At 45.8% G+C, this 23994-nt stretch carries 19 protein-coding genes; 12 read left to right on the top strand and 7 right to left on the bottom strand.

Features of this window, described 5'->3' with window-relative positions; all coding sequences use genetic code 11:
- The first annotated feature begins 35 nt into the window (after window positions 1-35).
- The 4 genes from QN395_RS13070 to QN395_RS13085 all read left to right on the top strand — a co-directional run bounded on the left by QN395_RS13070 (window position 36) and on the right by QN395_RS13085 (window position 4273).
- Window positions 36-614 carry an FMN-binding protein gene (locus QN395_RS13070; protein WP_322121588.1) on the top strand — a complete coding sequence of 193 codons (579 nt, stop codon included), beginning with the start codon at window positions 36-38 and terminating at the stop codon, window positions 612-614.
- On the top strand, window positions 611-1456 hold the full coding sequence (locus QN395_RS13075) for an FAD:protein FMN transferase (RefSeq protein ID WP_322119261.1): 846 nt from the start codon (window positions 611-613) through the stop codon (window positions 1454-1456). Before QN395_RS13070 ends, QN395_RS13075 begins: the two co-directional genes overlap by 4 nt.
- A gap of 154 nt (window positions 1457-1610) precedes the next feature.
- Complete coding sequence (locus QN395_RS13080; RefSeq protein WP_322119260.1) at window positions 1611-2105, top strand: DUF4405 domain-containing protein; 495 nt, start codon at window positions 1611-1613, stop codon at window positions 2103-2105.
- A 410-nt stretch (window positions 2106-2515) separates the two neighbouring features.
- The gene (locus QN395_RS13085) at window positions 2516-4273 is read left to right on the top strand and encodes a methyl-accepting chemotaxis protein (protein WP_322119259.1); all 1758 of its coding nucleotides are present in this window, start codon (window positions 2516-2518) and stop codon (window positions 4271-4273) included.
- A gap of 47 nt (window positions 4274-4320) precedes the next feature.
- On the opposite strand, the gene QN395_RS13090 is transcribed toward QN395_RS13085, so the two are convergent.
- The 4 genes from QN395_RS13090 to wrbA all read right to left on the bottom strand — a co-directional run bounded on the left by QN395_RS13090 (window position 4321) and on the right by wrbA (window position 7346).
- A complete protein-coding gene (locus QN395_RS13090) occupies window positions 4321-4722 on the bottom strand; it encodes a DUF4124 domain-containing protein (protein WP_323492133.1) in 402 nt (133 codons plus the stop codon).
- 115 nt (window positions 4723-4837) lie between these two features.
- A complete protein-coding gene (locus QN395_RS13095; RefSeq protein ID WP_322119257.1) occupies window positions 4838-6244 on the bottom strand; it encodes an FAD-binding oxidoreductase in 1407 nt (468 codons plus the stop codon).
- Window positions 6245-6336: 92 nt separating this feature from the next.
- Complete coding sequence (locus QN395_RS13100) at window positions 6337-6738, bottom strand: DUF2069 domain-containing protein (protein WP_322119256.1); 402 nt, start codon at window positions 6736-6738, stop codon at window positions 6337-6339.
- Window positions 6735-7346, bottom strand: coding sequence for an NAD(P)H:quinone oxidoreductase (gene wrbA / locus QN395_RS13105; RefSeq protein WP_322119255.1), 612 nt, complete (start codon window positions 7344-7346; stop codon window positions 6735-6737). Before wrbA ends, QN395_RS13100 begins: the two co-directional genes overlap by 4 nt.
- A 168-nt stretch (window positions 7347-7514) precedes the next feature.
- Here wrbA and QN395_RS13110 point away from each other — a divergent pair, with 168 nt between their 5' ends.
- A complete protein-coding gene (locus QN395_RS13110; protein WP_322119254.1) occupies window positions 7515-8771 on the top strand; it encodes a YihY family inner membrane protein in 1257 nt (418 codons plus the stop codon).
- A gap of 314 nt (window positions 8772-9085) precedes the next feature.
- On the opposite strand, the gene QN395_RS13115 is transcribed toward QN395_RS13110, so the two are convergent.
- Window positions 9086-10504, bottom strand: coding sequence for an undecaprenyl-phosphate glucose phosphotransferase (locus QN395_RS13115; protein WP_322119253.1), 1419 nt, complete (start codon window positions 10502-10504; stop codon window positions 9086-9088).
- Between the two features lie 64 nt (window positions 10505-10568).
- Complete coding sequence (locus QN395_RS13120; RefSeq protein ID WP_322119252.1) at window positions 10569-11534, bottom strand: glycosyltransferase family 2 protein; 966 nt, start codon at window positions 11532-11534, stop codon at window positions 10569-10571.
- 347 nt (window positions 11535-11881) lie between these two features.
- On the opposite strand from QN395_RS13120, the gene QN395_RS13125 reads away from it, so the two are divergent.
- From QN395_RS13125 to QN395_RS13145, 5 genes are read left to right on the top strand one after another with little or no spacing between them, the layout of a single operon-like run.
- A complete protein-coding gene (locus QN395_RS13125) occupies window positions 11882-13021 on the top strand; it encodes an SLBB domain-containing protein (RefSeq protein WP_322119251.1) in 1140 nt (379 codons plus the stop codon).
- 13 nt (window positions 13022-13034) lie between these two features.
- Entirely contained in the window at window positions 13035-14477 is a 1443-nt protein-coding gene (locus QN395_RS13130; protein WP_322119250.1) for a Wzz/FepE/Etk N-terminal domain-containing protein, read from the top strand.
- Entirely contained in the window at window positions 14470-15531 is a 1062-nt protein-coding gene (locus QN395_RS13135) for a polysaccharide biosynthesis tyrosine autokinase (protein WP_322119249.1), read from the top strand. The genes QN395_RS13130 and QN395_RS13135 overlap by 8 nt, the downstream gene beginning before the upstream one ends.
- An 8-nt stretch (window positions 15532-15539) precedes the next feature.
- Window positions 15540-16502, top strand: coding sequence for a glycosyltransferase family 2 protein (locus QN395_RS13140; RefSeq protein ID WP_322119248.1), 963 nt, complete (start codon window positions 15540-15542; stop codon window positions 16500-16502).
- Entirely contained in the window at window positions 16502-17563 is a 1062-nt protein-coding gene (locus QN395_RS13145) for an acyltransferase (protein ID WP_322119247.1), read from the top strand. Before QN395_RS13140 ends, QN395_RS13145 begins: the two co-directional genes overlap by 1 nt.
- 231 nt (window positions 17564-17794) lie before the next feature.
- Here the strand turns inward: QN395_RS13145 and QN395_RS13150 are convergent, their stop codons facing one another.
- Window positions 17795-19150, bottom strand: coding sequence for an O-antigen ligase family protein (locus tag QN395_RS13150; RefSeq protein WP_323492127.1), 1356 nt, complete (start codon window positions 19148-19150; stop codon window positions 17795-17797).
- A gap of 427 nt (window positions 19151-19577) precedes the next feature.
- Here QN395_RS13150 and QN395_RS13155 point away from each other — a divergent pair, with 427 nt between their 5' ends.
- On the top strand, window positions 19578-22076 hold the full coding sequence (locus QN395_RS13155; RefSeq protein WP_322119245.1) for a capsular biosynthesis protein: 2499 nt from the start codon (window positions 19578-19580) through the stop codon (window positions 22074-22076).
- Between the two features lie 375 nt (window positions 22077-22451).
- A complete protein-coding gene (gene aceA / locus QN395_RS13160) occupies window positions 22452-23750 on the top strand; it encodes an isocitrate lyase (protein WP_322119244.1) in 1299 nt (432 codons plus the stop codon).
- Window positions 23751-23994 lie beyond the last annotated feature (244 nt).

Below are 23994 nucleotides of genomic sequence, written 5' to 3' on the forward strand. Positions count from 1 at the left end.
TAATATTGAAATGGCGAAAGCGTAATAACAACGTGATGAAAACAACAGCGATCGCACCTTTGGTATTGATGAGCCTGGCAGGTATGAATACGTCTGCTTTTGCGACACAATATCTGACCGCAGAACAGGCGCAAAAGGTGATGTTTCCTGATGCGACTGAGTTTAAATCCGCTACCTTGCAACTGACGCTGGACCAAATGCAGCAGATCGAAAAACTGGCAGGTTTGCCAGCTCGTTCTGCTGCATGGCGTACTGCAATGGCCTACAAAGACGGCAAGCTAATCGGCTATATTGTGTTGGACGATGTAGTGGGAAAATTTGAGCTGATTTCATACGCAGTCGGTCTGTTGCCAGATGCGAGCGTTAAGCAGATAGAAATACTGAACTATCGTGAAAGCCATGGTGCTGAAATCAGAAATACGAATTGGCGTCAGCAGTTTGTGGGTAAATCCGCGTCTGCGGGTTTGCGTATAGGCGAGGGTATTTCTAATATTAGCGGCGCGACTTTATCTTGTACTCATGTCACGGATGGCGCACGCAGAATCGCAGCAGTGGCGCAGGTGGCGATGGTTTCAACATCAATAACGGCAGCAACGGCGACGCAAAAAAAATGAAGCGCAGGGCGCAGCCTTGGTTGGGGACGATGGTAGAAATCAGTATTGCTGATGCGATGACGGATATCGCGCTAGCAATCGCGTTTGAGCAGGCATTTCAATCAATCGCTCTGGTTCATCGCCTGATGAGTTTTCATGCGGCGGATAGCGACATCAGTCGTATCAATCATGCTGATGTCGGTGCTATTGTAGAGATTGATGTACATACTTACCACGTCTTGCAGACAGCAATGCAGATCAGTGATGCCAGTGCGGGCTTGTTTGATATCAGAATCGCCGGCCGCCTTATGGAATGGGCCTTGCTGCCAGCGACTGAGCAAGAGCGTGCGCTGTGCCAAACATATCAAGCGCAAAAAACGGCGTTCACTTTGACGGTTGACGGTACACTAAAAAAACAACGAGCCGACTGGCTGGATGTAGGTGGAATCGCCAAGGGTTATGCGGTCGATCTGGCGATACAAAGTTTGCAGCAATGTGGTGTACGGCAAGCGTGCGTCAACGCTGGTGGCGATTTACGTGTAATAGGTGACGAGGGTGACGACCCTATTGAAGTCCTGTTGCGCGACCCTGCCCATCCATCCAGCCTGGCGTATAAAATTAGCTTACAAAATCAAGCACTGGCAACATCCGCCAGCTATTTTTCTTTAGTGCAGACCACACAAGGTAGTTACAGCGCACTGGTACATGGCCAGACTGGCGCAGCGATGCTGGATAAAGTTAGCGTCTCGGTCGTCGCACCGCAATGTATTTTGGCAGATGCATTGACCAAAGTGGTAATGGCGAGTGCCGATGCAGATCATGCATGTCTGACACAATTCGATGCTCAAGCCTTTATAATCTGAGCCTCTGCGTTTTTGGTTTTTAAGATCGCTAGAGCTGCTTTCTTTATTGAATATATGCGTTGAATATCTGCATTGAGTATTTTCTGCTATCGCTTCTTTGCCGCGATTTATTTCCTTTTTGGTTACCGCTTTTTTTAGTACTTATGCTTGCTTTATGAAACATAACCAGCATCAACTATCACACTCACGTAGCCGCGCAGTGAGTTTCCGTTTAGAGCGCTGGCACCGCTGGACGCTTTATAGCGTAGGTACTGCTTTATTACTGAGCGGTGTTGTATGGTTGCTTGCGCATTATTTTTTGCGAGTGCCTAGCGAATTTGGCGAGACAATTCACCCCTTAGAACATCTGTCTATGCAGTTGCATGGCGCAGTTGCCATGCTCGCTTTATTTTTTATCGGCAGTTTGTTGAATAACCACATCCGTCGTGCCAACAATGCCCGCCGCAACCGGCTGACAGGCTGGCTTATGATTGTGTTGCTGATCTGGCTGACACTGAGTGGTTATGCTTTGTATTATCTGGTGAGTGAAACCAATCATTCTATTTGGTCTTTATCGCATTGGATTGTCGGCCTGCTATTGCCGCTGCTAGTGCTCTGGCATATTCAATCAGGGCGCAGGCTTATTAATCGATTGGCATCGACTACCTAACAATGCTTGGCTAAGTGATCGCCGCATGATCAATAAACTCAGTATTGAACCGAGCATCATTAATCACATTGTCATCGTATAAAAAATTCTATCGCTTGTTCCTGATTGCGCTGATTAACAACAGAATATTTGCAATGAGGGCTTTACACAGATAATTTTTTATTTCACTAGTGATACTATTTGAGTACAATTACAATTTAAAAATATAAGCTTTAAGCTTAAATGTGCCGCGATTTTTTGTCACAAACTAAAATCGGTAGTCACTTACAGTTATTTTTTTAGCAGGATACCTTTTCCTGAAAACAGTTTTTTTCTCAGTAATTTTTGTATGCGTAACTTAGCCAGTTTAGTGGCAGAGTTTTATCATCAATTCGCATCGTCAGCGTATTGTCAGTTACTCCGGAGATTTTATGAAGCTACTTGCTAATATCAGAATTGGTACACGTCTTACCATTGGTTTTGGATTAGTACTCTTTTTTGCAACTGGCTTGTTGATTCTGGGATTATTCCGCATGAGTCAGATGCAAAGCTCGATGGACTATATTTTTAATAATAAAATTGCCAGCTTGAGTGCGGCAACTGATATGCGCGAGCAAGGGCGTGCTTTGGCTTTGGTATTGCGTAAGATGACCGCTCCTACTGATGCTGCAGAAGCAGAAAAAGAGACCAAGCGCCTGGTCCAAATTTTGGATAGCTATTCCAAGTCAGAAGCCTTAGCAAAAAAGCTGATTGATAATAATCAAGGGCAAGCAACTCTGGCAAAAGCCATAGAGCAAAAGCAGGCGGTAGTAGTTTTAGTGGGCAAGATAAAGTCCTTTGTCACTGAGGGGAATTATTTCGATGCATCCTCATTGCTGCAAACAGAATTTACTCTGCCTCACGACAAATGGATGATCGCTTTAACCGAGCTGGCGCAGCAGCAGCACGAGGCGATGAAAACTACTTATGAAGAATCGCAAAGCAACTACCGAGGTGCTTTAAGCAGCATGATAGTGATTGGTGTGTTGACGCTGGCGTTTGGCGTCCTGGCAGCATGGATTATTACCAGAACTATTTCTAAGCCGATTAAACGTGCTGTGATTGTTGCGGACAATATAGCCAGCGGTGATTTAACTAACGAGATCACAGTAGATGTAACCGACGAAGTAGGTGAGTTGCTAGAATCGCTAAAGCGTATGCAAGGTAATTTGATCAATACGGTTTCGCAAATCAAACAAGGCACAGAAACGATCACAGTCGCATCCCAAGAGATTGCCTCAGGCAACGCCGATCTCTCCAGCAGAACAGAGTCCCAAGCCAGCTCGCTAGAAGAAACTGCCAGCTCCATGGAAGAGCTCACCAGCACCGTCAGGCAAAATGCCGATAACGCCCGGCAAGCCAATCAACTTGTTGTTTCCGCCACTGGTGTTGCCGTCAAAGGTGGTGCTGTTGTCAATCAAGTCGTTAGCACCATGGGCTCGATTAAAGAAAGCTCCCGCAAGATTGTCGATATTATCAGCGTCATCGACAGCATCGCCTTCCAGACCAACATCCTCGCCCTCAATGCCGCAGTAGAAGCTGCCAGAGCAGGAGAACAAGGACGAGGATTTGCCGTTGTCGCCTCAGAGGTGCGTAATCTCGCCCAACGCAGTGCCAGCGCTGCCAAAGAAATCAAATCTCTGATCGATGACTCGGTCGACAAAGTCAACCAAGGCGGCAAACTGGTAGACGAAGCTGGCAAAACCATGGACGAGATTGTCACCAGCGTCCAGCATGTCGCCGACATCATGAGCGAGATCACCGCCGCCAGCCAAGAGCAAAGTGCAGGGATAGAACAAGTCAATCTAGCGATTACGCAGATGGATGAAATGACGCAGCAAAATGCAGCGTTGGTAGAGCAGGCAGCAGCGGCAGCAGAGAGTATGGAGGAGCAGGCGCAGACTCTGGCTGCTACTGTGCATATCTTTAAAATTGCAGCAGGAAATGGTTCTGCACTGAATACTTCAACATCAAATATCTCGGCTTCAAGCACCAAGCGGGTTGAGAAAAAAATGGGACAGCAACGCGCTCCTCAAGCCAGCCTTAAAATTACCGCTAAGCCAGCACCGACAGCGAATAAAAGTGCGAGCAAAAAAGCACCTCAAAGTGGTGGTGGCAAAGTACAGGAAGGTGATTGGGAAGAGTTTTAATTGTTGATCGTTGAAATTAGTAAATAGTCCTAATGTGGTTATAGAATTTACGACGGACCACAAACAAGAGCTGCCTTTTCGGTAGCTCTTTTTACATTCTGACGTGCCTTTGCTTCGGCTTTAGGTTTAGCGTTTTTTGCATCCTCTTTTGCCCATTTTATTTTTAATTGAGCCGCATCACATTTTTGTTTTTTCTTCTCGTTGCGGCTGGCAATCACTTTCATTTCCCGGTCTGATTTTTCTTCTGCTTTATGGCGTGATGCTGCTAGGCGAGTCGCCTCTGCTTTTTCTTTAGCGCTGGTTTGCGCTGCCTGTTGGCTAGTCGATTCTGGAAGAGTATTGGTATGTACTACCGTAGTTTGTTGCGCGTTGTCTGTGCACGGAGATTGGCTATAACTAGTAGCACCATTTTTTACGCATTTGTAGGTTTCAGCCGATGCGCTGTTCATACTGCTAATGCTAGTTATCATTATTACGATGATAGGTAGAAACCTGACGTGAGCAATGCGGTATTTGCGTGAATAGTTTTTCATATTTTTATCTCGATGACATGTTCTCTAAATCTTATAAAATTTTCCCGGGATTCATCAAATTGTGAGGATCTAAAGCCGCTTTTATACTGCGCATTAACTGCATTTCTACATCAGATTTATAACGCAGAATTTCATCTTTTTTTAGCATACCAATTCCATGCTCTGCTGAAATAGAACCATTGTGCTGATGTACGCTGTCATGCACAATTTGATTGATATTTGCTTGCTGCTGAATAAAATCCGTGTCACTAACAGTCAGTGGTGGCGAGACGTTGTAATGTAAATTGCCATCGCCTAAATGTCCGAAAATAATCATCCGGCATTCTGGAAAAGCCTGTTGTAACAGCGTGTTCGTCGTATTGACGAAATGGGCAATTTCAGAAATGGGTAGCGAGACATCGTGCTTAATATTCTTACCCTCAGCAGCCTGTGCCGTAGAAATGTGTTCGCGCAGATGCCACATCGCTTGTGATTGGTGGAGTGACATCGCTACCATCGCATCGGTGATGATGTTGGCTTCAATCGCTGTATTTAATAATCCTTCTAAGACATCATTAGCATGCAGTTCCGATTCGCTATCAGATAGCTCTAATAAGACGAATTGCGGTGATGGTGTGGCCAGCGGTTGCGGGATATTCGGGAAATGTTGATGAACCAGCTGTAAACATGCCTCGGACATCAACTCAAACCCGGTTAATGCAGAGCCACAATGAGCTTGCGCCAGAGTTAATAATTCAAGTGCTGTTTCAGTTGAATGAAGGGCTGCAAGTGCGGTGACTTTCGCTTTTGGTTGTGGGTATAGTTTGAGTACTGCCGCAGTGATGATGCCCAATGTGCCTTCTGCACCGATAAAAAGATCACGCAAATCGTAACCGGTATTGTCTTTGCGTAGGCCGCGCAGACCATTCCAGACCTCGCCATTGGCAGTCACGACTTCTAGTCCCAAACACAGTTCACGGGCGTTGCCATAACGGAGTACTGCGGTGCCACCAGCATTACTGGAGAGGTTGCCGCCAATGGTGCAACTACCTTCAGATGCTAGTGACAATGGGAATAATCGTTGTGCATGTTCTGCTGCCTCTTGTACTTGTACCAGCAGGCAGCCTGCCTCAACCGTGATCGTATTGTTGACGGTATCAATCTGGCGTATCTGTTTTAAGCGGCTTAAAGATAAAACGATTTGCTGCCCGGATTGATCCGGCACACTGCCAAGTACCAAGCCTGTATTGCCGCCTTGCGCGACGATCGCAATAGCGTATTGCTTGCACAAACCAACTACCGCGGCGACCTCTGATGTTGATCCTGGTCTGATCACCGCCAATGCTTTCCCTTGAAAGCGCTTACGCCAATCCGTCACATAGGGCGCAACATCAGCGGGATCGCAGATCACATTGTCTTTGCCAACGATCTTGGTACATTGGGTGAGAAATTCATTCATATGAACGGACTCGAACATTGAACCTATATTAAACCTGCGTTGAATTTGCACTGAACCTGTATTTAGCCTGCATTAAATTAAGCTGAAGAAATCTACTGCGACATAGTCGTATTTTTTTCGGCTAATTTAGCGGAAGCTTTTGCCGCTTTTTTGATCGGACGCAAATACAGGATGCTACTCATAAAGAACAATACAGATAGCGCGATTTCCGCTCCTCCCAGTATTCGGGAAAGTGGTAATCGATCACTGAAAGCCCGCACAATACCTTCGGCAAAATACAGCAGGATTAGCATGGATGACCACTGCATGGTGTAAACCTGTTTTTTTAAAATACCACGCAGAGGAATCAAAATAGGGATCACTTTTAAAACGATCCAGGACCCACCCGGATGCAGTGGTGCAAGTACCATTTCCCATAGCACTAACAAGATAATCAGAGCAATCAGGCTGAAGCAGCTTAAAAAATAATACGTTGATTGTCTGGATGATGTCATGCTGACGCCTTCAATTTTTGCGCGGTCTCTGCCAGGCGGCGACCTAGCGCAATCGCTAGTTTTTTGCTGTCTTCTGAGATCGGAGTATCGCCTTTAATTCCTGCCCAGTGACTAGCACCATAAGGGCTGCCACCGGTACGGGTTGTCATTAATTCTACATGGCTGTATGGAATGCCGACTAACAGCATGCCATGATGCATCAGCGGTAGCATCATTGACAGTAAGGTGGATTCCTGGCCACCATGCATACTGCCCGTGGATGTGAACACACAAGCCGGTTTGCCGCTTAACGTGCCGGATAGCCACTGGGTTGCAGTGCCGTCCCAAAAATATTTCATCGCTGCTGCCATATTCCCAAAACGGGTAGGGGAGCCCAATGCTAGTCCGTCGCAGTCTTCCAGATCGGCCAGCTCGACATAGGGTGCGCCTTCGTTTGGGATATCCGGCTCGGTCGCTTGGGTTACCGTCGATACTGCTGGAACAGTACGCAATCTGGCATCGCAGCCGGCGACGCTTTCCACACCTTGGGCGATATATTCGGCCAATTTTCTGGTGCTGCCGTGGCGAGAATAATATAAAACGAGAATGGTGAGTTGTTTAGAGTTCATGCTTGCTATTATATGGGGCTTTTAGCGCGATGAGTCTTGCCAGATAAGCTAATTGCTTAGAAGCTCCCTAGCTCAGTACTTAGGAACACTACAGCGCGCACGTGATGGACTTATTCAGAGAGATGTTGGTTGATGTATTTGTTTGATGATGTACTAAAGAAAAAATCTATGCGTAAATTTTCTTGGGGGCGGATGCGTAATCTGTTCCAGTTTGCTTACCAGCGTTTACTTGAAGGCCGCTTGCCGCAAGTTGCAGGCAGTTTAACGTTTACGACGGTATTGGCATTGGTGCCCATTTTGACTATCGCCTTGGCGATTTTTACCGCTTTCCCCTTGTTCAATACCTTTCGATCTTCGCTGGAAGCGTATTTTATTAAAAGCCTGATGCCGAGAGAAATCTCGAATGTGATTTTGGGTTATCTAACGCAATTTGCGACCAAGGCAACACGTTTGTCGGCGGTAGGTGGCGTTGCTTTAATGGTGACAGCGGTGGCAACCTTGGCGATGATCGACAAGTCGTTTAACCAAATTTGGCAAGTCAAAAGAACTCGTCCATTGATTAAGCGAATACTAGTCTATTGGGCGATAGTGACCTTAGGGCCGTTGCTGATTGGCGTGTCGATTACGGTGACTTCTTACTTAGTCACTGCCACTAGCGGTGTGGTTGGCGTAATGCCCATGGCTGGAGATGTTTTTTATACCTTAATTTCGGTGCTTTTCACCACCATCGCATTCACTTTGTTGTACATGGGCGTCCCCAATCGAACGGTCGATTGGCATGATGCGATTTGGGGCGGCTTGTTTGCGGCGATTGCTTTTGAAATGGCTAAACGTTTGTTTGCGGTCTTCGTCACCAAGTTCCCTACTTACACCGTGGTATACGGTGCACTCGCCGCGGTACCGATTTTTTTGGTGTGGATTTATTTGTCCTGGCTGATTACTTTGATTGGCGCAGTGATCGCGGCGGCATTGCCAATCGTAAAATTTGAGCGATGGTGGCATAAGCCTGCACCTGGCAGCGCATTTATTGACGCAATCGAAATTTTGAAAGTATTGTTCATCGCCCGCAACGCCCAAGATGCGGCAGCGGTTGATGTGTCTGCAATACGGATTCAAACCCGCTTTGGCATGGACGAGATTGATGGCTTGTTAGAGCAGATGCTTGAAGTCGGTTGGGTCGCCAGAGTGGTCTCCGATGCGCCTGAATCGGATAAGACTGTCTGGTGGAAAAAATTGAACGACGATGCTGAGCGATGGGTATTGCTAGCCAATCCGGCACAACTCAAACTAGCAGATATTTATCGATTATTTGTATTCAAGGCCAGTACGACGAATCTACTGGCAAAACAGACAGAGCAAGTAATAGAGCAGGGTTTGCAGCAGAGTTTGGAAAGCTATTTTTCAGGTTTACAGACCCCAGCTTGAGATTGATTTGATGGGTAGAGGGTTTAATCTCGCTTGCTTAATGTCACTTGTTTAATTCTGCTCAACCGATGCAGAGATTTTTTCGACCAGTGTTCAAACCTATTGAAGAGTCAAAGGGCGGCAAGCGCTTAAGCTTGAAATTTAGTGAGTCTAAGATCAGCTAATTTACATTATATACTCGTTGCAGTATATTTTATTGTGCAGGTGTTTGCGTGGGAATAGGTTGTTTTCGCTACATACTCCCCTAATTTATTAATTTTCGATGAAGAAGATCAGGTCTTAAAACTGATCCATTTTTGATGCCAGGCTAATCATCAATAAGCGTTTTTGTCACCAAACAAAACACTTACAGTACGCCACATAATCACGATATCCAACCAGACCGACCAGTGCTGGATATAGTACAAATCATAATCAACCCGACTTTGCATTTTTTCCAGTGTTTCGGTTTCTCCGCGGAATCCGTTAACCTGTGCCCAGCCTGTGATTCCTGGTTTTATCTTGTGTCTGAGCATATAGCCATCCACTAATTTGCGATAAAGTTCGTTATGTTCAACGGCATGTGGCCTTGGGCCAACCAGGCTCATATTTCCTTGAATAACGTTGAGTAATTGTGGTAGTTCATCAATCGAGGTACGACGGATAAAACGACCAAACCGGGTAACGCGATTATCACCGACCGTTGCTTGTATCACAGGCCCTTTTGAGTTGTGATTAATCATGCTCCTGAACTTGTAAATATTGATTGGCTTCCCCGCGACGCCATAGCGTTTTTGTTTAAATAGAACCGGCCCCGGTGAGCTCAGTTTTACGCCAATCGCTATGATCAGAAATAGTGGCGATAACAAGATTAAGCCTAGTGTTGCACCGAATAAATCCAATAGCCGTTTTGGTAGCGCCGCCAAGCCAATGAACGGTGTTTCTGTTGACGCCAAAACTGGTTTGCCAGCCATTTCGCGCAACTGTATTCCCGGCATGCCAAAAATCAGTGACTCAGGAACAAAGTAGGTAGATACTGTGCTGTCTTGCAAAATCGCAATGATTTCCGCTAATTCGGGTGGCTCTCTCATGTTAAGGCCAATGAAAACAACTTCTACTGCGAGCTCTCCTGTAATAGGATCGACCAGCCATTCAGTGACATCATTCAGATCGCCTAAGCGCGGTAGATTACTTGGTGGGCGCGATTCAGTGCGGTTATCAAAAAAGCCAACGACATCAATCGCAGCTAGAGGCGTGTTACGCAAGGATTCAACCAAGTCAGCGCAAGCTGAATTAGACCAAATCAGTACTGCTTTACGGCGTCGTGCGGGATTAGAGTAAAAAAGTGCGGCAAACAAACGAATAGCTAATGCAGTCAGCAATAAAGACACCGGTGTCAATAGTAGCCAGGTAAGCATGACTGCGCGCGATAAGCGATCAGCACTTTTGTCTACATATGCACTAAGCAATACCAAGGTGAATACGACTAGCCAGCGGACACTAAGACTGGGGAGTAACAAGAAAATACGTTTGTCTTGCAGCGAATTTAGCAGTCTGTGGCTGGAAAATACAATGATGCTAGACAGCCCCGCAATAATTAAACGCAAACCAAACGTATCTATATCTGTGTTGTCATAAAACAGCATGATGCCGACCAGCGTCAGCGAAATAGTGACGCCAAATGTAATCCCAACCAATACCGTTAATATTTGTGATGATTGCGTGCCTCTGCCATGCGAAGTGATATTCATCATTAAATTTGTCTTTCGTCGTGGTCTGATATGACAAATAAAACATTAAAAGACTGGGTAACTACCATCAAGCTTTATCTCCCTTACTATTTTTAACGAATAGAGTCTTAATCTTTTCCAATTGCCATTGATGCAGATGCTGACGGAATTCCAGATTGTCATATTGGGGAGCGCGTTTGAGCGCCGCACCTAAATAACCAGCCATGATTAATATGCCACCAATGACGAAGGGTTTTTCTCGCATGCGAAAAATGCTGGAGGCTAGTGCATATACTGGGTGATAACCCATAAACCAAATCCCGCGTCCCCAACGAAGACGACCACGATATACATTTTTGTCTGACGATCCCATCAAGCGGTGGTGCATCAAAACCGCATCTGTATGATAAAAACTAAAGGTTTTCCATCCCTTCATCCGTGCAGAGTGAACGTCTATGCCATCCCACATGACTTCTTCGACAAAACCACCAATTTCTTCAAAAGCGCTGCGACGATATAGTTTGAATTGTCCGGCGACATGTTCATCGATAATATATTCTTCGATTTTCTCGCCGCCTTCTTCTCGATAAACTTTGCCTGATACCGATGCTAGTTTTGGATTTGCCTCAAATTCTTTGAACATGATTTCGAGATAGTGCGGACCAAAAGACATGTCACCATCTAGTTTCGCAATATATTCGTACTCGCTATGCGCAATTTGCGTAATCCCATATTTAAACGCTGCAACAACGCCGCCACCGACTTTACGGAAGCCACGATCTGGCCTTTGTACCAGCCGAATAAAACTATATTTTTCTGCATAAGCCCTGACGATATCGGCCGTGTTGTCTTTTGACCCATCATCCACAATAATCCACTCCACCGGACGCACAGTTTGCGTAACCATGGAATCTAGTGTTAGTTGGATTAAATCGGCCTCGTCACGCACAGGGGCAATGATGACCAAAGGTACCGCGCGCGTTGGATATTCTGGTGGATGTGGTACGTGGATTGCTGCGATGGTCGCTGGATCTGGTAAAGAAGTGGGTTGCATGATGGGTGTACCTTTGTGTTCTCGAGCGATGTTGATGATCAATACAATCTTTTAGCGCGCACTAACATACGATTAGTTTGACTGCTTGGTTTCGCTGTTAGCGCGTTCTAATGCCTGCGAGAATGCTTTACTTATGTTAACTTAGTTTGCATGCGATCAACAATCAATAAAAAGTTAATTATTGTTATCAATTATGGCAAAAATAACATCAATAGAAATTCACAACATCAAGTCATGAATTTTCAGGAGTTTATATCTTAGCCAGATTGTTTTCATGACAAAAATTTGCAAATAGTTTGTTATAGCAAGATAGAATTGAGTTCTTTTAAAGCAGGACACCCAGAGAGATGAATTTTTCACTTTGCCGTCATCATAATTATCGAGTTCAAGCTCTGTGCAGCCTGCTATTGTTTTTAGTTTTTGGTTCTCCTTTGTATGCACAAACCATCGATGCAAAGGCGACCCAAGCTCAGCCAGCCAATACTACTGACGCTGCTCTGAGTCTAAAATTACTCGACAGGATTACGGCTAGTGAGATCAGCAACGCTAAGGATAGTCCGTTCAAAAATAATCCGTTCAAAAATAATTCGGTAGCAAGCGGCGAAAAAGCCCCTCTGAACGAAAAAACTAAAGAAACAAACGGCGACATCAAAGCGGACTTTAAAGCGGATACCAATGCAGGTAATGTCAAAAATATTAACTACACCGATAACGTCGACAGTGCCGATAATGTTCGTGATCTCGTCGGTATCGGCGATCAACTTTTAGTCACCGTATTTGGTCAACCAGATTTGACTGCAGATGTCACCGTCGGAGAAACCGGTGTGATTACCTTGCCTTTGGTTGGCGTGATAGATACCAAAGGCAAGACGCCGGCAGAGATTGCCAGCCTGTTTGCAGATCGCTTAGAGCAAGGACAATACGTACGCAGTCCCAAAGTTGCGATTAAAGTATTGCAGCAGTTAAGCCGCAGTTTTTCTGTACTGGGTGAAGTACAGCGACCAGGACGTTATCCCTTACAAGGGCAAATAACTTTGTTGGATGCGCTCAGTTTAGCTGGTGGTTTAAATGGACGCGCTGATAAAGGGATCAGCATTATGCGTCGCACGAATGGGCAGGCCAAAGGGCAAGCTAATGCGGCCGCTGAATCAGTAGATTATATTCCGCTAAAAATTGATGCTCAGACGGTACAAATATCAGAAAAACTGAATCAAAAAATATTGCCAAATGATGTCTTATTTGTCTCCGCGCAGAAATCGTTTTATGTCTATGGCGAGGTCAGAAAGCCAGGCAATTACCCGATAGAAGAAGAGTTGACGGTGATGCGTGTGTTGTCTATCGGTGGCGGTGTAACCGAGCGCGGTTCAACGCGCCGCATGATTATTTATCGCAAAACAGACGAGGGCGCAGTCAAAGAAATTCCTGCAAAAATAACCGATCAGGTGCTACCAGGCGATGTTGTTTTTATTAACGAACGTCTGTTTTAAAGCGACTGAAACTATGCGAAATTCTCCCGGCGATCTGCTATTGTCCTTCTCGCAAATTGGCGCAATTTTATATGCCCGGCGCATATTAATTGCCGCTGTTGTGGTCGTTGCCGTTGCCATTGCCATGGTAGCTAGTCTGGTATTACCCAAAACTTATATTGCTACATCCGATATTTACATCGATTACCGTATCAATGATCCGATTGGTGGTCGCCAGTTTAATCCACTGCAAGATGAGAGTTTTTTGCAGACGCAGTTTGATGTGATTAAGAGCGTGCAAGTTGCAGATCGTGTGATTGCAGAGCGCAGACTTGAGAGCAGCAGTGCGGCACAAGCGTATATTAAAAAATATGGAGAGCAGAGTGGTATGCGGGCGATGGCGGAAGAAATCGTCAAAAATATCGAGGTCACGCAGCACAAAAATAGTCGTGTCGTTGAGGTCGGCTACGCATCAAATAATCGGCAAGATGCAAAAGATATGGTTAATTCTGTCGTCAAATCGTATATGGAATTATCGACAGAAATGGCGAATGCGCCTGCCCGGGCAAGACGGGATCAATACAATGCTCAATTAGAGAATATGAGCAGGCAAATTGATGATTTGCAAAAGAAACTCACAAGCTATCAGCAAGAACACCAGATCATTGACGCAGATGAGCGTGCAGATCCCGAGTCCAAACAAATGGAAAGTCTGGGCGTGCATCTGGTTGAGGTGCAAGTGGCACGAATCGAGGCTCAAGCCAAACGCCAATCTTTAGAACGCTTGATGCATGGTGGTAATCTTGGTGCCGACCTCCCGGAGATCGCCGGCATAGGGAATATATCCGGGCTGAAAGCAGGTATTAGTACGCTGGAAATGCAATTAGCCAATGCAAAAACTTCCTTAGGTGTGCGGCATCCTCGTTACGTGGCGATAGAGGGCGAGCTCAAATCCTTAAATGATCGCTTGAAAATAGAATCAGCCACCGCAGTCGCGGCTCTGCTGTCGAATGAATCGCGTTTGCAGCAACAAGAGAAGGTCATTGCAGCGGATATAGCGATATACGAAAAGCGCACGCTGGCAAACAAAATACACAGAGATGTGATTAGCTCTTATCAACGTCAATTGGATAGCGTGCAAAAAATTTATAACGCTGCGATACAAAAATTTGATGATTTGCTGATGACCAGTAATGTTGTGATATCTAATGCGACCTTGATGCGTAGCGCAGAGCTACCCGAAAAACAATCTAAGCCTTTGCTCCGTAATAATGTCATTTTTGGTTTGATCGCTGGAATATTCTTGGGCTTAGGCGCGGCATTCTTACTGGAGTTGGCGCATCGACGTGTGCGTTGTATTGACGATTTAGAGCGAGAGTTTGAGGTGCCGGTATTAGCCAAAGTCGGTTTCGCAGAAAAACTATTTGATCATCAGAAAATGATAGATGCTGAAAAATCAGGAGGCCTGCGTGGGTAAGCTTCCATCAGAATTGCCTGCTGCATTTGCTAGTACAGCGACTATTAATCCCACTACTGATTCAGCCACAGATACTGCTCAGCATTTAGTCACGCCAGTGAGCGAATCGGAGTTGCCTAAAATCGGTCGCCTCGGAGAACTCTTTCTTGAAAAAGGTCTCTTGACGACGCCACAGATTGAAGAAATTGCCCGCACACAAATAGAAAAAAATCTGCGCTTTGGAGACGCTGCGTTGTCCTTAGGTTTTCTCACATCAGATCAATTGAATCTAGCATTGAGCGAGCAATTTGGTTATGCATCAAAGAACTTATTAGTTGGCAAAGCGCATCCTTCATTAAAGATTTTGCATTATCCATTTTGTCTGGAATCGGAAGAGATTCGCCGCTTACGGAGTGAGTTGTTGCTCAAGTTCGAGCAAAAAGACAAAATCAAAATCACTATCGTCAGTCCTGCAAACGGCGAGGGTAAAAGTTATATGGCGGCGAGTCTCGCAATTGCCTTGTCGCAGTCTGGAAAGCGTACTTTGTTGATTGATGCCGATTTACGTGACTCTGCTCAACAGGATTATTTTGGATTAGATCGTCCCGATGGTTTGTCATCGATTTTGGCTGGGCGCAAGTTAATGGATGATGTGCTAATTAAGCTCATGCCTAATTTACATATTTTGCCAGCGGGACCCAAGCCGCCCAATCCTTTAGAGATATTGCGCGCGCCCAATCTGCATAATTTGCTAGCGTCTTGCTGGGATCAGTTTGATGCTTTTGTGGTTGATACTCATGCATCATCGCTGGCATCGGATGCTCAGATAGTGTCACACCAAATTGGCGCTGCATTGGTATTGGCACGCAAAGATGTTACGCAGCTCGCACTTCTGCGCCAAACCATGTCTGATCTGCAAGCGGCAGGTGTTGAGATACTGGGCACGGTCTATAACCAGTTGGCTGAAAGTGCAGACGATAATGACAATCCGATTGGCCAAGCAAATCAAACAGCTAATTTTATGCGTGGTCGCCAGGGGTTTTTTGCAAAATTATCCGCAAAAATTTTCCGATAAAAATCAATATGACCGATATCAGTATCTGCATTTGCACTTTCCGACGCCCGGAACTGCTGGCAAATTTGTTGACGGCAATCCGGCACCAGAATGTCAATAATGTCTCGGTACAGATTGTTGTGGTTGATAACGATCCCGCACAATCAGCAAAATCAGTATTGGCTTTGGCGCAATCCACCTGGTGCGAAAATTTAGTCGCCATTGCTCTCAGTGAGCCAAATATTTCTCTTGCTAGAAATGCTGCAGTGCATGCCGCAGTCGGTACTTGGGTTGTCTTTATTGACGATGACGAACGCCCCATTGATGGCTGGCTTGCCGCCTTAATCCTCACCCAGCAAAGCTATCACGCCGATGTTGTATTTGCGCCAGTCCTGGCAGAATACGCCGACGGCGTAGCTGGCTGGTTGCGACGTGGCGGCTATTTTGATCGGCGCCGCCTGCTTACCGGTACCCTCATCGACCATACCGATGCCCGCAGTGGGAATGTGTTAATCCGACGTAGCGCATTAATGCAGCTTTGCAAGTTGGATAATGGTGACCCCAGCATAGACTACAAGAGCGGTCCGTTTGACGCGGCCTACGGTAAAACCGGTGGCGAAGACTCTATCTTGTTCCGGCAACTTGCCGCCAACGGCGCGGTGATGGTCTGGTGTGATGAGGCGCCGGTGTATGAATGGATACCGCTGGAGCGGGCCCAAGCCAAATGGCTGGTACAACGCTCTTATCGCACCGGACAACTGTTTATGCGTACCGAGCTTGCGATGAAGTACGGATTTTCTCGCCATGGTCGTGCCGCTTATCTTGCGGTGAGGGCGGCGATACAGTTGTTGATTGCTGCTGGCCTGGCGATTGTGCTGTTGCCTTTTAAACCCTTGAAGTCGTTTCATTGGCTGCGTATTGTTGCCTCACAAGCGGGCAAAATTAGCTATCTGTTCGGTAGCCTTTCACAAGCCTACGGCGGTACCGCCTGATGTCGCTGCCGCTGACGAAATCGCCTGCATCACGCTTGCTCGCTTTGGATGGTCTGCGCGCAGTGTCAATTTTGCTGGTCGTGATTTCACATGCATGGCTGGGGCATATCGTACCCGGCGGTTTGGGCGTGACGATTTTCTTTTTTATCAGTGGCTTCATCATCACACGCTTGATGTTGCAGGAATTTGATCAGGATCAGAAAATCGATGTTCGTCATTTTTACATACGCCGCTTGTTCCGTTTGATGCCTGCTTTGATCGTCTATGTGGCTTGCTCTTTACTGGCAATGTGGATGGTGGGTGAGCCAATCAGGCTAGTAGAACTGTTATCAGTATTTTTTTATTTCGCTAATTATTTTGCGATATTTTTTGGCTTTAGCAGCACTCTGATGCCTGCGCCTTTATCCATCACTTGGTCATTGGCAGTTGAGGAGCATTTTTATCTAGTCTTCCCATTTTTATTCGCGGCACTTGCATCCAACACTAAGTGGTTTTTGCGCTTGATTGTTGTTGCCTTATTGGCAGTGTTGTTGTGGCGCTGGTATCTGGTTACGCAGATTGGGCTGGATTATCTGGCCCCCGACAGAATTTATAAAGCGACCGATACCCGGGTCGATTCGATCTTGTACGGCACTGGATTTTCGCTATTACTACATCGTTATCCAAGTGCGCGTGATTTCTTCTCTGATTGGCGGATATTTTTGGCAGGCGTCGTTTTAATGCTGAGTTCTTTGCTGATACGTGATCAGATTTTTCGTGAAAGCGTACGTTACTCGATTCAAGGCATTGCGATGGCCGCCTTGTTTTTTCATCTGATTTTTGCGGACAATCTGATCACTCGACTGTTCTCATCTGCGCCCATGGTGTACATAGGCAAAGTCAGTTACTCGCTATATTTGTATCATTATCTTGTGTTCGCTTTGATTACTGTATGGATGCCTGACGCGGCACTTGTGTTGCGAATAGTGGTCATGATGGCACTGTCTTTTCTTTGTGCGCATTTATCCTATCGTTTTGTTGAGCAATATTTTTTGCGACTTGGGCGTAAGTTTTTACATTAAATAGTGCGATGCATTTTAGCGATAAGCACCTCGCTGAGTCGTAACAAAATCAGCTATATTTACTCAAATTCATATGGATCATAAATAATATACTCCTAGTATGTATATTTAATTGTCCAGAGGATTGCTGGTCTATAAGCCGATTTTTTATAAAATGATGGGGAGTATGTGGTATTTAATTCGCTTATCTGATGTTGCACCAGGCTTGCCACAAGCTAGCAAGTTGTCGATTTAAGCTTGCGCAGTCGCTTCTTTTAAGCGCTTTAAAGAGGATGTGACTGTCATCAACGCAAAGATAAACAGCACATTCTGAAATCCAAATCCGCGGAAAAGACTGCTCTCGGTGAAGTTGGTAATGATGACCACCACGAGCATCGTTCCCCAAAACGCCGCCTGTAATCTGTCTACATAAGACATTAAAAATAATTGCTGGAATTGTTTTGCCAGACACAGAATTGCAAACCCCATGCCGATCAATCCTTGCTCATTCAAAATATCCAGATAGCCGTTATGTGATTGAAGAGGTACCCAGTATAAGGCATCAATAATGTATTGCGACAGACTGCCAGGTCCTAGCCAAAAAGCGCCGTAGCCTAATCCTATCCATTGGTGACGCGCAATTTCAAGATCAATTAATTGCCAGATATCGGTACGCCCGGTGAGATCGGAGCCTTTGCCAAACAGACCCGCAATCGGACCCGATACTTCGCCATACGTTGGCATGCGCGACTCAAACATATAAAACGCAAACGTCATCAGAATAATCAGCATACCTATGCTGAGAAAAACTCTGGTCAGCGAATAATTAGAACCTATCCGCTGCTTGCGGAACAAATGAAAAAGAAAAGAACTTAAAATCGCCATCGCCAGGCTGGTAGAACTCTTCGACATGACCAGCACAAAAAAACAAAACAACAAGCCGATCACCATTGAGCGTAGCGAGGTCTGGCCTAAACAAGTGCTGACTTGCCATAGCAAAAAACAGAGTGCCGCGACCTGACCCAACTCATTTTTTTGCGACAAAATGCCTCGCCAGGCATTACCCAATTCATAGTCAATCCCGATACTGGGGATAGCCACTGCCACAAAAAATGACGCGATCAAAATTGCGGTCAGGGTATATCTCAGATCGCTGGCAAATAAATTTAAGGGGCGGTCGCTCAACTGTATCGCCAGTCCTATCATGACCAGACCGAATAACTGTATCGCTTTTTTAAACGTCACCGCGGGCAGCGGCGACCATAATGTAGACGCCAGACACCATAAAATCAGCAGTAATAAAAACGGATTAATCGCACGCAGATAGCGTAAAGTTTGGGGCAGATGGCGGATCAGTAAAATCCCGGAGATCAGAAACAAGCTACCCCATTCCAGCTTGGTGTTAAGCGAACCTTCCATCGTCAGTTCTGAGGTGCCAGCATAATCCCAAGAGATCCCGTAAGGCAGCAAAGAGAACAGTACAAACAATACAATCAGGGAGCGCACAGCGATCACCTCTATCCAGTTCAAAGAAGCTTGATCCTGGTTAGCAGCGATGGCTGGATTTGCTTTACCTGATGGCGTTGCTGGGCTTGTGGAGGGTTGCATGGTCTTGCTGTGTATGAATGCCAGCCAGTATTGTGCCTTGAAAGTAGGTACTAAATGATAGCAACTGTAAATTTAACTCAGATTTTCCATTGGAACATCGATAAGTGTGCCTTTGGCGGACTGACTGGCTAGACGCGACGACGACGCAAGCTGCATCTTGCTAGGAGGAGCAACAACGCCAGGCAGTTCGCCAAAGGTGCAATTGTCGCTGTAGCGCTCGCACTCGAATCGCGGTGGTGCTATCCCTCTGAAGACCGCACGCCGTCTACGTTTTTTGCGAAGTGGTAGCGGTCTAATGGAAAATCTGGGTTTAACTCTGTGATTGCTGCATTTTATCGATCTGCTCAAAGTTAGCACTATTCAATCCCATAGGATTCTGCGATATTCTCATTTCCCCATCCTACTAAACTTTATTAAATTCTCAGCCATGTTTTTTGCTGCTCGTCTTCCATCATTCATTCGCCGGCTTTTATTGACATTGTCGGGCTTTTTATTTGTCTGGCAAGTTCTGGCAAGCTCGGTAGCCCATGCAGAGCCTGATTATTATCCGTTTGAGATTGATGAAGATGCCTTAAGCGGTGCGCCCGATTTTAGTAATATGAATCACAGCATCACCGATGCGGATAAAATTTTTGTCAAAGCGGCACACTTTTATCGCGTTGGTGTCGATGGTAGGGCAAATACCAAAGACGACACACGCGTCAGATTGTTTGGTATTAGCCTGAGTAATTCCGCCAATTTTCCGCTAGAAGCGGATGCCCCAAGAATTGCAAAACGTTTGCGCAAGATGGGCTTTAACGCAGTGCGCTTGCATCATCTGGACAGCATCCTCAGTGATGATGAAGACAAACCGCGCGGCATATTGACCACAGGAGCTTTTCCTACTTTTAATGCCACTGCGATAAGCCGTTTGCGGGTGTTTATTGATGCACTCAAAGCCGAAGGTATTTACGTCAATCTGAATCTGCATGTGGGTTACACCTTCCGCCCCGCAGTAGATGGCGTCACACCTTTGTCGCCGGGTGAGCAAATGCCATTTGCAAGCAATCCCTTGCATTTGTTTGAACCTAAGATGATCAGCCTGCAAGTTGAATACGCCCGACGATTAATACGCCGTCTTGCGCTCAACAACGATCCTGCATTAGCAATGATAGAGATTAACAACGAATCCTCTTTGCTCGGCGCATGGCAAAGAGGCGATCTGGATCATTTAAAAGGGGACTACGAGCGATTATTGCAATTGCAATGGCAGCATTGGGCTGTAAGACAATACGGCAGCGCAGCGCAAGCCTGCCAGCTATGGCAAAGCTGCGATCTGACCAAGCAGGGCGGCTTGCTGGTCAAGGCGGGCGAATCCTCGTTGCTAGAGGGTGAATATGGCTGGGCAGCAAAGATGCGCACACTAGCAAGACGCGGTTTGAATAAAATCGGTGTAGCCCCGCCAGATTTGCTAGGGCATTCGTTTGAGCCGCATCCACAGGGTGCCGGAAAGCGGGTGCTCGACTTCACCCGCTTTTTAGTCGATATGGATAAACAATACCTAGAAATCATGCGTCGTACTGTACGCGCTGAGGTGGGTGATCTGGTGCCATTAACTGGCACACAAATGTATTACGGCGGCGTGATGAATGCCGATGCGCAGCAATCGATGGACTATGTTGATGAGCATTTTTATGTGGACCATTATGATTTTCCGCATCAAGCCTGGGATAGAAACGATTGGCGTATCCGCGATCAATCTGCGTTAAAAGAAGCTTGGCCGCAATTGTTGCAAAGAGCGTATTTCAGGGATGTAAACAAACCCTTTGTGCTGAGTGAATTTAATCAGGCATATCCCAACCGACAAGGGGCAGAGATATTGCCAGTGATGGCGGCATTTGCCAGCGCGCAGGATTGGGACGGTTTATTTTTCTTCCAATATATTGATGGCGATACGTGGAAATCCCTACCCGATAGTTTTTCACTCAGTGGTGATTGGGCAAAGTATGCAACGGCAGGCACGTCTGCTGCACTGTTCCGACAATTTCAGATCAGACCATTAGCCGAACGCAAAACTATTTTGCTCTCAGCTGATATCAGGCAAATGCTAGGTGCCTTGCGAGATGAATCTGCTTATCCGGCCTATTTACTGAGCCACTTTGGCATTACACCGAAGACGGCATTTTTATATAGGATTGGTATTAATAATGTGGCTAAGGCCGATCTGCCCACTAATGCAGTCTCGCAAAGCCAGGCAGATGACGGTGTTGTTTGGCAAGGACAGCAAGGTCAGCAAGGTCAAGGCAGTTCCTTGCGTTACCAATCTACTCTGGGGCAATTGAGTGTAACTACACCTTATAGCCTGATCTGGGCTGGTTTTGGCGAAGAGTCTCCTGGCAGCAGCGTTCCATCTGCTACAAATTCTTCCTCATATGAATCGCCAAAAACGACTGAAATATCAGTCAAGTTCCCGAGCGGCAGCCGTCGCTTTGCGACCATCCTGGCAACTAGTCGTGATGGCCTCAGTTTAGCCAATTCAAAACGTGTTTTATTAACCGTTGCAAGCGTCGCGCTTGGCAATCAACCTAATGCCATTCCTGCGCGACCAAAAAAATTGATCCCATATCCATCTGGTTTATCCGTTGCCGGGCAATACGGTGGTAGCTGGTGGACTTTGGAACCCGATCCTGACACTGGCAACAAACCATCTGGGCCACGCGATTCACAAGCGCCAGTTTGGCTAGAGCGTATTCCCATGGCGATGTTTTATCCCAGTAAATTTAAAACAATCCAGGTCTTCCCACTAGATGGTTCTGGCAAGCGTCGTACTGCCTTGCCTGCAACTGTGATCAAAAAAGTCAGCGGCGGATTTGAGCTGCAATTAGGGTTATCTAACTTAGGGCAAAGTGAACAGCTCTCACCTTGGTTTGAATTAATTACTGAATAATTATTTTAAAACTATCGTCATTCAGTAGGATTCAGCGTAATTTTGGCGACAGGAATTGCAAATTTTTTAGCCTGCTGAAATTTAATTTTCTTCTTTATTTCTCTTCTGTTTTTCATATCCTATGATGTGAAATTTCAATTTCATAATGTGAAAAATAATTCGACTCTGCACAATTTATTTTTCTCATTTTAAGAAATATTATTTCACATCGCAAAAAACAACATTTAAGTGTATGATTTTAAAAGATTAAATATTTGTTATATGTCTTATATAAGACCTTGTTGCTTCGCAAAAAATGTCCTATTATTTCTCTCAACGGAATTCACTTTTCATTAGTTTTAACAGCTTCATTTATTTTGCCCACAGGAGAGAACCATGACTACACGCGAACAACAGATTGCTGAATTGCAAAAAGACTGGGATACCAATCCACGATGGATCGGTATCAAACGTAATTACACCGCAGCAGATGTGGTTAATCTGCGTGGCTCGATCAAAGTTGAGCACACGATTGCGAAAAACGGTTCGATCAAATTGTGGGATCTGGTCAATAACGAGCCCTTCGTCAATGCCCTCGGCGCGCTGACTGGTAACCAGGCAATGCAACAAGTTAAAGCCGGCTTGAAAGCCATCTACCTGTCTGGCTGGCAAGTTGCAGGCGACGCCAACGTTGCGGGCGAAATGTATCCAGATCAATCTTTGTACCCGGCAAATTCAGTACCTTTGGTTGTTAAACGCATCAACAATTGTCTGACACGTGCCGATCAAATCCAATGGTCTGAAGGCAAAGGCGATACAGACTTCTTCGCGCCGATCGTGGCCGACGCAGAAGCCGGTTTCGGCGGTGTATTGAACGCGTTTGAATTGATGAAAGCCATGATCGAAGCCGGCGCATCAGGCGTCCACTTTGAAGATCAATTGGCTTCCGTTAAAAAATGCGGCCACATGGGCGGTAAAGTATTGGTGCCAACCCGTGAAGCAGTAGAAAAACTCAACGCAGCGCGTCTGGCAGCTGACGTCATGGGCACACCAACCGTGTTGTTGGCACGTACCGATGCAGAAGCGGCTGATCTGATCACATCTGATGTTGATGACAATGACAAACCTTTCCTGACTGGCGAGCGCACGGTTGAAGGCTTCTACAAAACTAAACCAGGTCTGCAACAAGCGATCTCCCGTGGTTTGGCTTATGCCGAATACGCCGACATGATCTGGTGCGAAACTGGTAAACCGGATCTGGAATTTGCTCAAGCATTTGCTGATGCAATCCACGCCAAGTTCCCAGGTAAATTGTTGTCTTACAATTGCTCACCATCATTCAACTGGAAGAAAAATCTGGATGACGCAACGATTGCCAAGTTCCAAAAAGAATTGGGCAAAATGGGCTACAAATTCCAATTCATCACCTTGGCTGGTTTCCATGCATTGAACTACGGCATGTTCAACCTAGCACACGGTTATGCACGTAACCAGATGTCGGCTTTTGTCGAATTGCAAGAAGCAGAATTCGCCGCAGCAGAAAAAGGCTTTACCGCAGTCAAGCATCAGCGTGAAGTCGGTACAGGTTACTTTGATGCAGTGACACAAGTCATTCAACAAGGTCAATCTTCTACTACGGCCTTGCATGGCTCGACAGAAGATGAACAGTTCTTCGACGCTAAAAAAGTCGCTTAAGTTGGTTTGAGTTTTAGCGCATTTGCGCTGAACTGTAAGGCAGTAGCTTTTAAATAAGATGCAAAAAGAAAAACCGCATGATGCAGATCGTGCGGTTTTTTGTTTTTATACTTTCGTACGTAGACAGTGATTTTCTGATTTTATGAATGATATTGTCAAACAGCGTTCAATATTTACCACCTGTCAGCGTCCAAATTTTTCCACTTTATCGGCTTGTTCAGAACGATTTTTGCTGTGCTTAAAT

It is taken from the genome of Undibacterium sp. RTI2.2 (assembly GCF_035018705.1).
GTDB lineage: Bacteria > Pseudomonadota > Gammaproteobacteria > Burkholderiales > Burkholderiaceae_D > Undibacterium.

Excerpts from the sequence above, each read along its gene's own strand:
- QN395_RS13070 (WP_322121588.1), top strand. The coding sequence starts at position 36 with ATGAAAACAACAGCGATCGCACCTTTGGTATTGATGAGCCTGGCAGGT.
- QN395_RS13075 (WP_322119261.1), top strand. The coding sequence starts at position 611 with ATGAAGCGCAGGGCGCAGCCTTGGTTGGGGACGATGGTAGAAATCAGT.
- QN395_RS13080 (WP_322119260.1), top strand. The coding sequence starts at position 1,611 with ATGAAACATAACCAGCATCAACTATCACACTCACGTAGCCGCGCAGTG.
- QN395_RS13085 (WP_322119259.1), top strand. The coding sequence starts at position 2,516 with ATGAAGCTACTTGCTAATATCAGAATTGGTACACGTCTTACCATTGGT.
- QN395_RS13090 (WP_323492133.1), bottom strand. The coding sequence starts at position 4,722 with ATGAACAGCGCATCGGCTGAAACCTACAAATGCGTAAAAAATGGTGCT.
- QN395_RS13095 (WP_322119257.1), bottom strand. The coding sequence starts at position 6,244 with ATGAATGAATTTCTCACCCAATGTACCAAGATCGTTGGCAAAGACAAT.
- QN395_RS13100 (WP_322119256.1), bottom strand. The coding sequence starts at position 6,738 with ATGACATCATCCAGACAATCAACGTATTATTTTTTAAGCTGCTTCAGC.
- wrbA (WP_322119255.1), bottom strand. The coding sequence starts at position 7,346 with ATGAACTCTAAACAACTCACCATTCTCGTTTTATATTATTCTCGCCAC.
- QN395_RS13110 (WP_322119254.1), top strand. The coding sequence starts at position 7,515 with ATGCGTAAATTTTCTTGGGGGCGGATGCGTAATCTGTTCCAGTTTGCT.
- QN395_RS13115 (WP_322119253.1), bottom strand. The coding sequence starts at position 10,504 with ATGATGAATATCACTTCGCATGGCAGAGGCACGCAATCATCACAAATA.
- QN395_RS13120 (WP_322119252.1), bottom strand. The coding sequence starts at position 11,534 with ATGCAACCCACTTCTTTACCAGATCCAGCGACCATCGCAGCAATCCAC.
- QN395_RS13125 (WP_322119251.1), top strand. The coding sequence starts at position 11,882 with ATGAATTTTTCACTTTGCCGTCATCATAATTATCGAGTTCAAGCTCTG.
- QN395_RS13130 (WP_322119250.1), top strand. The coding sequence starts at position 13,035 with ATGCGAAATTCTCCCGGCGATCTGCTATTGTCCTTCTCGCAAATTGGC.
- QN395_RS13140 (WP_322119248.1), top strand. The coding sequence starts at position 15,540 with ATGACCGATATCAGTATCTGCATTTGCACTTTCCGACGCCCGGAACTG.
- QN395_RS13145 (WP_322119247.1), top strand. The coding sequence starts at position 16,502 with ATGTCGCTGCCGCTGACGAAATCGCCTGCATCACGCTTGCTCGCTTTG.
- QN395_RS13150 (WP_323492127.1), bottom strand. The coding sequence starts at position 19,150 with ATGCAACCCTCCACAAGCCCAGCAACGCCATCAGGTAAAGCAAATCCA.
- QN395_RS13155 (WP_322119245.1), top strand. The coding sequence starts at position 19,578 with ATGTTTTTTGCTGCTCGTCTTCCATCATTCATTCGCCGGCTTTTATTG.
- aceA (WP_322119244.1), top strand. The coding sequence starts at position 22,452 with ATGACTACACGCGAACAACAGATTGCTGAATTGCAAAAAGACTGGGAT.